The sequence below is a fragment of the Nonomuraea sp. SYSU D8015 genome, from assembly GCF_008065375.1.
Classification (GTDB): Bacteria; Actinomycetota; Actinomycetes; order Streptosporangiales; family Streptosporangiaceae; genus Nonomuraea.
The window spans coordinates 185,745-198,223 of record NZ_VJYI01000012.1; the positions used below are offsets into that span (position 1 = coordinate 185,745).

Annotated in this window: 14 protein-coding genes; 6 read left to right on the forward strand and 8 right to left on the reverse strand. The window is 71.1% G+C overall.

Going from position 1 to position 12,479, the window contains the following annotated elements; genetic code table 11:
* Positions 1-25 precede the first annotated feature (25 nt).
* The 4 genes from phnD to ID574_RS38655 are packed head-to-tail and all read left to right on the forward strand — an operon-like array spanning position 26 to position 3,447.
* Positions 26-934, forward strand: a complete 909-nt coding sequence (gene phnD, locus ID574_RS38640) for a phosphate/phosphite/phosphonate ABC transporter substrate-binding protein (protein WP_188193967.1) — start codon at positions 26-28, stop codon at positions 932-934.
* 40 nt (positions 935-974) lie between these two features.
* On the forward strand, positions 975-1,691 hold the full coding sequence (locus ID574_RS38645; protein ID WP_188193968.1) for an ATP-binding cassette domain-containing protein: 717 nt from the start codon (positions 975-977) through the stop codon (positions 1,689-1,691).
* Entirely contained in the window at positions 1,688-2,578 is an 891-nt protein-coding gene (gene phnE, locus ID574_RS38650) for a phosphonate ABC transporter, permease protein PhnE (RefSeq protein WP_188193969.1), read from the forward strand. The genes ID574_RS38645 and phnE overlap by 4 nt, the downstream gene beginning before the upstream one ends.
* Positions 2,575-3,447, forward strand: coding sequence for a class I SAM-dependent methyltransferase (locus ID574_RS38655; RefSeq protein ID WP_188193970.1), 873 nt, complete (start codon positions 2,575-2,577; stop codon positions 3,445-3,447). Before phnE ends, ID574_RS38655 begins: the two co-directional genes overlap by 4 nt.
* A 16-nt stretch (positions 3,448-3,463) precedes the next feature.
* Here ID574_RS38655 and ID574_RS38660 read toward each other — a convergent pair whose 3' ends face one another.
* A complete protein-coding gene (locus ID574_RS38660) occupies positions 3,464-3,838 on the reverse strand; it encodes a VOC family protein (protein ID WP_223167521.1) in 375 nt (124 codons plus the stop codon).
* A gap of 138 nt (positions 3,839-3,976) precedes the next feature.
* Here ID574_RS38660 and ID574_RS38665 point away from each other — a divergent pair, with 138 nt between their 5' ends.
* A complete protein-coding gene (locus ID574_RS38665; protein ID WP_223167522.1) occupies positions 3,977-5,296 on the forward strand; it encodes a cytochrome P450 in 1,320 nt (439 codons plus the stop codon).
* Positions 5,297-5,330: 34 nt separating this feature from the next.
* Here ID574_RS38665 and ID574_RS38670 read toward each other — a convergent pair whose 3' ends face one another.
* From ID574_RS38670 to yczE, 5 genes are all read right to left on the reverse strand, one after another.
* Complete coding sequence (locus tag ID574_RS38670) at positions 5,331-5,516, reverse strand: hypothetical protein (protein WP_188193973.1); 186 nt, start codon at positions 5,514-5,516, stop codon at positions 5,331-5,333.
* The gene (locus ID574_RS38675) at positions 5,513-6,469 is read right to left on the reverse strand and encodes an ATP-binding protein (protein WP_188193974.1); all 957 of its coding nucleotides are present in this window, start codon (positions 6,467-6,469) and stop codon (positions 5,513-5,515) included. The genes ID574_RS38670 and ID574_RS38675 overlap by 4 nt, the downstream gene beginning before the upstream one ends.
* Positions 6,470-6,628: 159 nt before the next feature.
* Positions 6,629-7,447 carry a GNAT family N-acetyltransferase gene (locus ID574_RS38680; protein ID WP_223167523.1) on the reverse strand — a complete coding sequence of 273 codons (819 nt, stop codon included), beginning with the start codon at positions 7,445-7,447 and terminating at the stop codon, positions 6,629-6,631.
* Between the two features lie 109 nt (positions 7,448-7,556).
* Positions 7,557-9,311 (reverse strand): glycoside hydrolase family 15 protein, encoded by a 1,755-nt coding sequence (locus tag ID574_RS38685; RefSeq protein ID WP_188193975.1) that lies wholly within the window; start codon positions 9,309-9,311, stop codon positions 7,557-7,559.
* A 79-nt stretch (positions 9,312-9,390) separates the two neighbouring features.
* Positions 9,391-9,969, reverse strand: a complete 579-nt coding sequence (yczE, locus tag ID574_RS38690; RefSeq protein WP_223167524.1) for a membrane protein YczE — start codon at positions 9,967-9,969, stop codon at positions 9,391-9,393.
* 87 nt (positions 9,970-10,056) lie between these two features.
* On the opposite strand from yczE, the gene yczR reads away from it, so the two are divergent.
* Entirely contained in the window at positions 10,057-11,487 is a 1,431-nt protein-coding gene (gene yczR / locus ID574_RS38695; RefSeq protein ID WP_188193977.1) for a MocR-like transcription factor YczR, read from the forward strand.
* Positions 11,488-11,679: 192 nt separating this feature from the next.
* Here the strand turns inward: yczR and ID574_RS38700 are convergent, their stop codons facing one another.
* A complete protein-coding gene (locus tag ID574_RS38700; RefSeq protein ID WP_188193978.1) occupies positions 11,680-11,868 on the reverse strand; it encodes a hypothetical protein in 189 nt (62 codons plus the stop codon).
* Positions 11,865-12,473, reverse strand: coding sequence for a trimeric intracellular cation channel family protein (locus ID574_RS38705; protein WP_223167525.1), 609 nt, complete (start codon positions 12,471-12,473; stop codon positions 11,865-11,867). Before ID574_RS38705 ends, ID574_RS38700 begins: the two co-directional genes overlap by 4 nt.
* Between the last annotated feature and the right edge of the window lie 6 nt (positions 12,474-12,479).

Below are 12,479 nucleotides of genomic sequence, written 5' to 3' on the forward strand. Positions count from 1 at the left end.
CGGCATTCCATGATTCCGTACGGCTATGCGCCCCTTCCTCCTGGCGCTGCTCCTCGCCGTCTCGCTCACCACGGCGTGCGGAGGAGCGGCCGAGACCGCCGTGAACGAGCGCGGCCTCCCCGAGAGGCTCCGCGTCGGACTGATCCCCAACATCTCTCCCGAGCAGCAGCGGGCGAAGTACGAGCCGTTCGCCGCCTACCTGCACCGCCGCCTGGGGGTGCCGGTGGAGCTGTTCGTGGCCTCCGACTACGCCGGGGTCGTCGCGGCGCTCGCCGGCGGCCGGATCGATCTGGCCTATCTCGGCGGGCTCACCTATGTCCAGGGAGAGCAGCAGGTCCCGCTCACCCCGCTCGTCACCGAGATCGACCACGACACCGGCACGCCCCAGTACGTCTCCGCGATCGTGGTGCGGGCCGACTCGCCGTACCGGGACCTGAAACGGGACGTCGTCGCGGCCGGGAAGTCGTTCGCGTTCGGCGACGTCAGCTCCACGTCGGGCAGCCTCTACCCGCGCATCATGCTCACCGAGGCGGGCGCGGCCTGCTCGCCCCGGCGCGTGGACGAGTGCCCGCCGCTGGAGAAGGTGACGTTCACGGGCGGGCACGACGCGACCGCGCAGGCGGTGCTGAGCGGGCAGGCCGACGCCGGCGGCATCGAGCTGCGCATCCTGCGCCGCCTGGAGAAGGAGGGCAAGGTCCCGGCCGGGAAGCTGCGCGTGATCGAGGAACGCTGCGTCCAGGGCTACCCGTGGGTGATGCGCACGGCGCTCGGCGAGCCCGCCGGGGCCGCCCTCGCCGAGGCGTTCACGTCGATCCGGGATCCGGCGCTGCTCGACCTGATGCGGGCGAAACGGTACGTGACGGTCACCGCCGCCGACTACGACGAGGTCCGCCGCAGCGCGGCCGACCTCGGCCTGCTCACCGTCGAACAGTGAAGGAAGGCACACCATCGAACTCCGGACACGAGACCTGACCGTGGACTTCCCCGAACGGCGGCTGCGTGCCGTCGACGGGGTGACGCTGCGGATCGCGGAAGGGGAGCGGGTCGCGCTGCTCGGGCCGTCCGGCGCGGGCAAGTCGACGCTGCTGCGCGCCCTGCTCGGCGCGGTCCCCGCCACCGGCACGGTACGGGTGAACGGGCTGGACCCGTACGGCACCGCCCGCGAGCGCCGCGAGATCCGGCGGGCCGCCGGCTTCGTCCGGCAGGGCGGCGACCTGGTGCCCGGGCTGTCGGCCCGGCTCAACGCCGTCATGGGCACCAGCCCCTCCTGGAGGCTCCGGGACTGGGCCAGGGTGCTCGCCGGCCGGGTCCCCGCGGCGTACGAGGACCGGCTCGCGGCCCTGGCCGACCGGCACGGGATCACCGGCTCGCTCGCCGCGCGGGTGCGGGAGCTGTCCGGCGGGCAGCGCCAGCGGGTCGCCGTCGTCCGCGCCCTGCTTCCCGGGCCGCGACTGCTGCTGGCCGACGAGCCGACCAGCGGTCTGGACCCGGTCACGGCGGCCGCCGTGGTCGAGGCGCTTCGCGCACCGGCCGGGGAGGTGACGGTCGTCGTCGCCACCCACGACCTGACCGTGGCCCGCCGCTTCCCGCGGATCCTGGCCATGCGCGAGGGCCGGCTGGTCCACGACGGGGACTCCCTGGACGAGACGGCGGCGGCCGGCGTCTACGGCGATCGAGGACGGACCCGATGAGCCGGTCACTCGAGGACGGACATGACGGAGCGGCCCTTCAGGACGTTCCCGACGACCCACCGCGTCCCGGCGGCCGACCGCATCGGACGGGCAGGCGGGGGCCCGGGTGGATGAACGGCGGGCGGGGGCGCGGCTGGCTGAACGCCCTGCTGCTCGCCCTCGTGCTCGGCTGGGCCGTCCACGGCACCGGCCTCAGCCTCGGCGCGCTCGCGGAAGGCGGCGGGGGAGCCCTTCTGCTCGTCGAGGGCCTCCTGTCGCCCGACCTCTCCGGCGCCTTCCTGGCCGACGTGGCGGGCGCCCTCGTGGAGACCGTGCAGATCTCGCTCACCGGCCTCCTCTTCGCCGCCCTGCTGGGATTGCCGCTCGCCGTCCTGATCGCGGGCAACGTCGAGGCGCCGCCCGCTCTCCGAGCCGCGGCCAGGACGACCGCGGCGACGCTGCGCGGCGTCCCCGACCTGCTGTGGGCGCTGCTGTTCGTCGCGATGCTCGGCCCGGGAGCCGCCGCAGGGTCGCTGGCGCTCGCCGTGCACGGGGCGGGGCTGCTGGCCAAGCTGTGCGCCGAGCAACTGGAGGCCGTGGACCCGGCCCCGGTGGAAGCGCTGCGCCTCACCGGCTCCGGCCGCATGGGCACCACCGCGCTCGCCATCGTGCCCCAGTCCGCGCCCGGGCTGGCCTCGCTGCTGCTTTACCAGTGGGAGTGCAACCTGCGCACCTCGACCGTGCTGGGCTTCGTCGGCGCCGGGGGAGTCGGCCAGGAACTGGCGGTCTCGCTCCGGCTCTTCCGCTACGACGAGCTGTCGACGCTGGTCATCGCCGTCCTCGCGGTCATCCTCGTCGTCGATCTGGGCTCCCGTATGCTGAGACGCAGGCTGGGAGCGGCCGCATGACCACAGTGAGAGAGACCGTGAGCACCACCACCGAACACCTGCTGCGCGCCTGGGCCGAAGACCTGGCGGCCTGGCGCATTCCCGAGCCGATCCTCTCCGCCGTCGAGGAGTCCCCCTGGGTCCTGCCCGAGGAGGTCTTCACCCGGCGCACCGAGCACTATCTGGCCGAACCCGGCGGACCGTCCTACGAGCGTGCGATGGAGGCGCTCGGGCCAGGAGGCGGATCGGTGCTGGACATCGGCGCCGGGGGCGGCTCCGCGAGCCTGCCGCTGGCCGCCCGCACCACCGGACTGACCGTCGTGGACTCCTCCCGGCCGCTCCTGGACGATCTCGTACGCCGCGCCGCGCCCCTGGGCCTGACGCCCGCGGCCGTGTGCGGCACCTGGCCCGACGTCGCCGCCGAGGTGCCGGAGGCCGACGTGGTGCTCTGCCATCACGTGATCTACAACGTGCCCGACCTGGAGCCGTTCGTCACGGCTCTCACCCGGCACGCCCGCCGCCGCGTGGTCGCGGAGATCACCGTACGTCACCCGCTGACCGAGCTGAACCCGTACTGGAAGAGGTTCCACGGCCTGGAGCGCCCCGAGGGCCCGACGGCCGAGCAGGTGATCGAGACACTGCAGGCGCTCGGCCTGCAGGTGACGGCCGAGCGCTGGACCCGCCCGGCCCTGGCCGAGTACAAGAGCTTCGCGACCCTCGTGGACGTCACCCGCCGCCGCCTCTGCCTGCCGCCGGACCGCCGCGACGACGTCGCCGACGCGCTGCGGGACGCCGGCGTCTCCGACGAATCCCCGCCCGACCTGGGCTCGTCCGGCCGCGACCTGGTCACCCTCTGGTGGCCCGGTTCGGCGCGCCGTTCGGCGGGCTAGAGGAACATTCGGCGGGCTAGAGGAACAGGCAGAACGGATGCCCGTCGGGATCCAGGAGCACCCGGACTTCGTCCTGCGGCTGGAAATCGGCCAGAACCGCACCGCAGCCCAGCGCCCATTCCACCGCCTCCGCCAGATCGTCGACCTTGATGTCCAGATGCTGCGAGGCGTTCTGCCCCCCGGACACGCTCGGCCACACCGGGGTGACATGGTGCCGCTCGTACTCGAAGTTGAGCGTGGGCGCGCCCACACCCTCCGGCGCCCGGATCTGCGCCCATCCCGCCTCCTCGGGCTCACCGGGCGCCGGGCCCTCTTCCGTGGTCACGGGCATGTCCAGCAACCGGGAGTAGAAGCGCGCGAGCTCCCGCGGTTGTGATGTCCCGATCGTCACGGACGTAAGTCGCAGACGCGGCCGCATCATCGAGGCTCCCCTCAAAGGTATTTCCCTGTCACCCTTGCCAATCAATCACTCCGGAGAGATACGTGGAAATGATCCATGTCTCATGAAGGGCCTCGTGAAGGAGTGAGCGTGTCGGTGATTCCCGGACCGCCCGTGCGCGGCGACGGCGGCCTGCAAGACATCGCTGCCGCCGGCGGCCTGCACGCCTACCAGTTGCGGCTGCACGCCGAATACGGACCCGTCGTACGCTTCCAGCTGCCCGGCACGGACTCGGCGGTCTCCGTCGCCGACCCGGTGCTGCTCGAAGCCACCGCCGGCATCAACAAACGGCCGGAGAAACTGTTCGAGTTCCTCGCCCCGTTGTGCGAGGCGGGCAACCTGCAGACGCTACCCGCGGACGAGCACGCCCCGCTGCGCCGCGCGCTGCTGTCCGTCCTGGCCGGCCGCCGCTCCCACGAGGCCCACTTCGCCGGCTTCGCGGCGCTCGCGGAGGAGCAGGCCGACCGGTGGGCGGAGCGCGCCGGCGAGGGCGGCCCCGTCGAGCTCCAGAAGGACCTGAGCGCGTTGTCGCTCCGGATGATCTGCCAGTACGCCCTGGGCGGCGTCGTCGACGACCCCGGCAAGGTCGTGACGGCCTTCGAGATCGTGCTCACCGAGTACCTGGGCCGCCTCTACCAGCCGGCCGAGCCCGGCACCGAGGAGCAGGGCCGGAAACGCGCCGAAGAGGCCCTGGCGTACCTGCGGGAGGTCGTGGACGGCGTGCTGTCCTCGACCGAGCAGGACGGTCACGACCTGGTCGCCGCCCTCGCCACCGCCGGGATGAGCCCGGCCCGCATACGGGACACCGTCCTGATGATCATGCTCGCCGCCCACCACACGACCGGCGTGGCCGTCTCCTGGACCTTGTACCTCCTCTCCCGGCACCCCGAGGAGGCCGCCCGAGTGGCAGCCGAGATCGACCAGGTCCTGGCCGGCCGCACCACCCCCGACTACGCCGACCTCAAACGCCTGCCGTGCCTCCAGATGGCCCTCAAGGAATCGATGCGCCTGTACCCTCCCGGCCCGTACGGCGCTCGCGAAACCACCGAGCCCCTCACCCTCGGCGACTACGACATCCCCACCGGAACGACCATCTTCTACCCGTTCTGGGCCGTCCACATGAACCCGCAGTACTGGCCGGACCCCGAGGCGTTCATCCCCGGCCGCTTCACCCCCGACGAAGCCGCCCGCCGCCCCCGCTACGCCTACGTCCCGTTCGGCCTCGGGCCACGCAGCTGCGAGGGCGCGAGCCTGGCCATGGTGGAGGCCGAACTGGTCCTGGCCACCCTCCTGAGGAGATTCACCTTCCAACCGGTCCCCGGCCACGACGTCGTCCCCACCGAACGCTTCGTCCTGTGGGCCGCCGACGACATCCGTATGAACCTGACCCTTCGCTCACCGGCCCGGTGACGCCGAAGCCCTGAATCGCGTGGTGAGCAGACGATCAGGACCGGCCCTTGGGGAATTTCGGCCCGGGGCCGTATTTGACTCCGGTCCCTCCCCGCGCGTCTTTTATTTTGTCGATGATTTCGCGTTCCCGCAGACTGTTCAGCAGGTCTCGAGCAGCGTAGACGTGAATATCGAAGAGGCGCCGAATCGTCTGGTTGGTGACGAAGCCGTACTCTCTCACGTGGTCGACGACTTTCTGATCGGCGTCGTCGACGGAGCGGCGCCGATATGAGAGCGATCGTGACATGGCCGCGAGCACGTCCGATCGCAGCCGGTAGGTGGGGAAGGGTTTGTGGCGGTTCTCTTCGCCGGCTCGATCAAGTTGTACTCGTCCGCCATGGCGAGCAGGACCTCTTGCGACTCGACCGGAGTCCTCTGGATTATTCCAGCAAGCTTGGACGCTTCGATTCCGCTGTTGTGGCGGAGGTGGGACATGGCGAGCAGCACATTGAGATCTCTTCCCGCTTTGGCAGGCAGATCATTGATGAAGCGTACGAACGCGTCGTTTCCTATACCTCCCGCGAGCGTGGCGCGAACAAGCGTCCCGCTGTCCTCGAACAGAGGGGGCTCTTTGCCGACCCGCAGCATCTCCCGATAGGCCCTGTCCACGCCTTGTCCGGTCCGCTCCGCCAACTGAAGGACGGAGACGGTTTCCGTGAGCAGCCTGTTCCTGGGCGTTGAAGGGTAAGTGAGGATGTTGGCGGGCGTCACCCCTGACACGAGCCCTCCAGGGCTCGTGATCACCAGACGCTCGGGGGAGTGTTCGACGTCGACCGTGCCACCCGTCTCGTACGATCGGTGAATCAGGGCGTTGACGATCAGTTCCCTCACCGCGACGCTCGGGTAATCGGTGAGCTGGAGCTGAATTCCGCCGGCGAGGTTGAGCGGATAGATGTTGCTGCGGCTCTCTATGGCGTCGGTCAGGGCCTGGATCGCCGCGATGAGCGGACGATTCCCCCGCATTCTTCCGGTGGCTTCACTTCCCGATGTGGGCCGGAATTGGTATGAGTACCCGTAGCCGGGCACGATCTCGTGGATCAGTGATTCGTCGGTGAGCAGGAGCACGCCCGCGTTCGTGACGCTCCCGCTGGGCGTGACCAGCCGGAGGGACTCAAGGAGCGCTCGGTCCGTCAAATCGGCAAGGTGATCCCGACCGGCATGGCGAGGGCGGCGTCTGCTTCGTCGTGGCCCACGCGTCTGAGGTTAACTGAGAAGCGTATCAATCACAGCGCTTCTCAGTTGGACCCAATGAGGGGCTGGCCGCCGCCCGCGACCACGCCCAGAACTCCACGGTCATCCCGCCATGACCCGGCCCACCCGGCGCACGGCGTGAGCGAAGCGGAACCCGGCAGACTCGTACAACCGCACCGCTGCCGCGTCACCGGGGTCGGTCTCGACGAGGGCACGGCGAGCGCCGAGCGCCCGGAATCGATGCAGCATCTCACCGAGGAGCGCCCCGCCGAGGCCGGCGCGTCGATGGCGCGGATCGACCCCCAGCGGCTCCACCTGACCAAGCCGCCGGTCTGCGTCGAACCAGCCCACGCAGAAGCCGGCGAGTGTCTCATCAGGAGCGACGGCCACCAGGTCAAGGTCAGGCCGGTAGCCCGGCACGCGCAGCGTGCGCGCCTTCCACCCGCCGGTCATCGACTCGCTGGCGAAGGCGGCTCGGTGCGCCCGGGCGTAGGCGTCCGCCTCGGCGGCGCCGACCAGAACCCGCGACGCGCACCCCCGCGGGGAGAGGGCCTGGGCGGCAAGACCGGTCAGGGGATGCTCCAACTGCGCCAGGCCCGGTCCTGGCGTCGTGTAGCCGTAGGCGGCGGCCACGGCGGCGCCGTGCTCGTCGTCCTCGCGGTATTCGATCCAGTACGGCAGCTTCTCGCCGCGTTCCTCGTCCAGCCGGCGGAACAACCGCTCCGCCCCGGCGAAGATCGCGTCCAGGACCGTCCCCCTTTGGGGCCCCGGGCGTGTGAGGAGGTCGAGGGTCGCCCAGTCCGGCTGCCAGGCAGCGAACCCGACTGCCTGGCCCGCCGCGTCCTGCCACACCCGTGCGTGGCGTCCCGACCGGGCGGCCGGGGAGCTCAGCCGCCACGCCAGATCGACGACGTGCCGCACCGGGTCGGCCTGCTCGTGGCACAGCCTCGCATGGCGTGCAGGGCGTCCGCAGCCGGATTATCGCCTCAGTGCGCGTCAGGGAACCACGTGTCTCGGCAATCCGAGGAAGCTACGACAGGGCGCGGGCGGCGTGGATCAGAGGGACGTGGCTGAAGGCCTGGGGGAAGTTGCCGACCAGGCGGCCGTAGCGGGGGTCGTACTCTTCCGCCAGCAACCCCACGTCGTTCCGCAACGCCAGCAGCCGCTTGAACAGGTCCCGGGCCTCATCCTTCCGCCCTTGCATCGCCATGACCTCCGCCAGCCAGAAACTGCACGCCAGGAACGCCCCCTCCCCGCCGGGCAGCCCGTCCACGTCGTTGTCCTCGGCGATCGGGTAGCGGAGCACGAACCCGTCCGACATGAGCTCCTTCTCGATCGCGGCCACCGTCCCCTTCACCCGGGGATCGTCGATCGGCAGGAACCCCACGATGGGGATCATCAGCAGAGCGGCGTCCAGCTCCGACGACCCGTACGACTGCGTGAACGTGTTCCGCTCCGGGTCGTACCCCCGCTCACAGATCTCCGCGTGGATGACGTCCCGCAACGTCCGCCACTTGTCGACCGGCCCCGTGCGCCCGAAGCGCTCCACATACTTGACGGCCCGGTCGAGCGCCGCCCAGCACATCACCTTCGAGTGCACGAAGTGCCGCCGCGGTCCCCGCACCTCCCACAAGCCCTCGTCGGGCTCGTCCCAGTGGTCCTCCACGTAGTCGAGGAGCTCCCGCTGGATGGTCCAGGCGCGGTCGTCGGCCGACAGGCCGCTGGTGCGGGCGACGTACAGGCAGTTCATGACCTCCCCGTACACGTCGAGCTGCAGCTGCTTGACGGCCTCGTTCCCGATGCGTACCGGGCGGGAGTCCTCGTAGCCGTCGAGCCAGTCCAGCAGCAGCTCGGGCAGGCGGCGTTCGCCGGCGACGCCGTACATGATCTGCAGGTCCTGCGGCCGGCCGGCGATCGCGCGCAGCAGCCAGGAACGCCAGTCGGCCGCCTCCTCCAGGTATCCGGAGGAGATCAGCGCGTCGAGGGTCATCGTCGCGTCACGCAGCCAGCAGAAGCGGTAGTCCCAGTTGCGGACCCCGCCCAGGTCCTCGGGGAGCGACGTGGTGGGGGCGGCGACGATGCCGCCGGTCGGCGCGTACGTCAAAGCCTTCAGCGTGATGAGCGAGCGCACCACGGCGTCCCGGAACGGCCCCTCGTAGGTGCAGCGCGACACCCACTCGGCCCAGTACGCCTCGGTCTCGTCGAGCTGCGTGGCGGCCTCGATCTGCGGCGGCATCGGCTCGTGCGAGGGGTGCCACGTGAACACGAACGGCAGCCGCTCGCCCTCCTTCACGGTGAACGTGGCCCGGTGGGCGTAGTCGCCGCCCTTCAGCGGCACGGGGGCGTGCAGCCACACCGAGTCGGGCCCGCCGATGGCCTGCAGGTGCCCGTTGCTGCGCCGCACCCACGGCACGATCCTGCCGTAGTCGAAGCGGACCCTGAGCTGCGTGGACACCTCCACGGTCCCGGAGACGCCCTCGACGATCCGCACGACGTCGGGATTGCGGTCGCGGGGCGGCATGAAGTCGATGACGCGGACCGTGCCCGTCGGGGTGTCCCACTCGCTCTCCAGGATCAGCGTGCCTGGCCGGTAGCGCCGCCGGTCGGCAGGTCTGCGCCCGGTCGGGCCGAGCCACCAGTGACCGTTGCGTTCGCTGCCGAGCAGCGCCGCGAAACACGAGGGGGAGTCGAACCTGGGCAGGCAGAGCCAGTCGATGGAACCGTTCCTGCCCACGAGCGCGGCCGACTGCATGTCTCCGATCAGGGCGTAATCCTCGATCCGCATGCCTAGACGCTACTCCGAGCGGGGGTGATCCCGTGGCCGGATTCGATCATGTCGCGTCATGCCGGACCCGGCCACGGGATCACGTCAGCGGGAACCAGCGGGTGAACAGCTGCGTCAGCGGCCCGATGGCCAGCGCGAACACCAGCGTCCCGATGCCGACCGTACCGCCGAGCAGCCATCCGGCCGCCAGCACGGTGATCTCGATGAGGAACCGGCTCATGCGCACCGACAGGCCGAGCCGCACCAGCCCGGTCATGATCCCGTCTCGCGGGCCGGGCCCCATGCCGGCGCCGATGTACAGGACGGTCGCCAGCGCGACCGCGACCACCCCCAGGACCACGTACGACGCCTGGAGCACGAGATGCGCCGGCGTGGGCAGCAGGAAGATCGCGGCGTCGGCGAACAGACCGAGGAACACCACGTTGCTGATCGTCCCGAAGCCCGGCCGCTGCTTCAGCGGGATCCACAGCAGCATGACCAGCGCGCCCACGCCGATGATCACCGTGCCGATCGACACCCCGGCCCTGATCGCCACGCCCTGGTGGAACACGTCCCAGGGGTCGTTGCCCAGTCCGGACTCCACCTGCAGCCCGATGCCGGCGCCGTACAGGGCCAGCCCGCCGTACAGTCGGGCGAGGCGGGCGGGGAAAGAACTCACTCTGGGGACGGTCGTTTCGCTCATAGTGGCCCCAGAATGGCAGGGCACTCGCTTGCCAAAACAGGGCCAATCACGAAAAGTGGCCTTATGAAGCATCTCTCGGCGGCTCAGGTCGCCCGGCTGGTCGACGTCGATCCCGGCGCGCGCCCGTACTACCGCGCGCTCGCCGACGGCGTACGCGCGCTCATCATGGACGGCCGGCTCCCGGTACGCGTCCGCATGCCCGCCGAACGCCACCTCGCCGAGAGCCTCAACGTCAGCCGCACCACCGTGACCGCGGCGTACGACCTGCTCCGCGAACGCGGCTACCTGGAGAGCCGCCGGGGCTCGGGCAGCTGGACGGCCCTGCCGGACCCGGCCATGACGCATGACAACCCGTGGCTCACCACCGACGGCGACGGCCTGGTCCAGCTTCACTGCGCCGCCCCGCCCGCGCCGACCGCCCTGCGGCAGGCGATGCTGGAGGCCGTCGAGGACCTGCCCCGGTACGGCATGGGCAACGGCTACGACCCCATGGGCCTGCCGGTGCTCAGGGAGCGCATCGCCGCCCGCTACACCGCCAGGGGACTGGCCACCCGTCCGGAGCAGATCGTCGTCACCACCGGTTCCCAGCACGCCATCCAGCTCGTGCTCGGCCTGCTCGTCGCCGTCGGCGACCCGGTGCTGGTGGAGTCGCCGACGTACCCGCACGCCATCGACATGGCCCGGCAGCGCTCCGCACGGATCGTCCCGGTCGGGATCTCGCACGAGGGCTGGCAGACCGACCTGGTGATCGGCGCCATGCGCCAGTCCGGAGTCCGCCTGGCCTATCTGATGCCCGACTTCCAGAACCCGACCGGCGCCCTCATGGACGACGCCACGCGAGCCGCCGTCGTGGGCGCGGCCCGGCGTTCCGACACGCTGGTGCTGGTCGACGAGACCTGGCTGGAGCTCGCGCTGGACGAGGTGCCGCCCACGTCTCCCATGGCCGCGTTCGACACCGACAGCCGGGTGATCAGCATCGGCTCGGCGTCCAAGCTGTGGTGGGGCGGGCTGCGCATCGGCTGGATCCGCACCACGGCGGCGCTGGCCCGCCGCCTGGCCAGGCACCGCTCGGTGGTGGACATCGCCAGCCCGGTGATGGAGCAGCTGGTGGTGGCGCGGCTGTTCGACCGGCTGGAGGAGACGCGCGCCGAGCGGCGCCGCGCGCTGCGCGCCTCCCGCGACGCGCTGGTGTCGGGGCTGCGCGAGCACCTGCCCGAGTGGACGTTCACGGTGCCGCGCGGCGGGGGCACGCTCTGGGTACGCCTCAACGGCGACGCCGCGACACCGCTGGCCGAGGCGGCGGCCGGCCACGGTGTGCGCCTCGCGCCCGGCCCGTGGTTCGGCCTGGAGGGCACGCTGGAGGGCTGCCTCCGGCTGCCGTACACGCTGCCGCCCCAGGTCCTGACCGAAGCGGTCACCCGCCTCCGCACCGCCCGCGACAAGGGCCCCGTCGGCCCGCCCCGCCCCGCGGACTCGCTCATCGCCATGGTGTGAGCGGATGGAGCGCCCAGACGCGGGGTGAGCCTTCCGCCATGCACGAGTCCGCGAAGCGCGCTCAGGACTTCGGCGTCGAGAAGGGCGGGAGCGTGCAGTGAGCCGGCGTTCTGAAACGTGCGCACCAGCTCGCGGTCGGGTCGCTCGGCTTGGAGCACGTGGACGCATGCCGAGGCATCAACGACGATCATGCTACTCGCCGCGGCTGTCGTGGATCGCCTGGACGATGTCCTCGTTGGTGGGCCCTCCGTCCCGCGGACGCCGAAGCGCGCGCTCGACGACCTCGGCGGCCGTCGGGCGCGTGAAGAGGCGGAGCTGGCGGCGCAGATAGTCGGAGATCGTCAGGCCTTCGGCGGCTTTCCCGCAATGCGGGACGGTCACTCGCCGACCCCCCGGGCCAGCGGCGCGCGCCACTTGCGGCGCATCGCCGTGATCCGCAGCCCGAAGGCGAGCACCGCCGCCGCCAGCGTGGCCGGCCATCCCTGCAGCCCGGACGACCACAGCCCCGCCATCACCGCCGACCCCAGCATGGCCGGCACCGCGTAGAGCTGCCGGTCGTACAGCAGCGTCGGGATCTCCCCGGCCAGCATGTCCCGCAGCATCCCGCCGCCCACCGCCGTCGCCACCCCCAGCAGCGCGGCGTGCAGCGGGCTCAGCCCGTACTCCAGGGCCTTCTCCGTCCCCACCGCGCAGAACAGCCCGAGCCCGGCTGCGTCCAGCACCAGGATGGCCGGCATCACCCGTGCGACGTGCGGATGCCAGAAGAACACGATCACGGTCGCCGCCACGGGCACCAGCACGTAGCCGAGGCTCTGGAAGGCGATCGGGCGCACGTTGAGTATCAGGTCACGCACCACGCCCCCGCCCAGGGCGGTGATCTCGGCCAGCACCCCCATCCCCACGACGTCGAGCCGCTTGCGTACGCCCATGAGCGCGCCGGACAGGGCGAAGACGAAGATTCCGGCCAGGTCGAGAAGCTCAGACACGTTCGC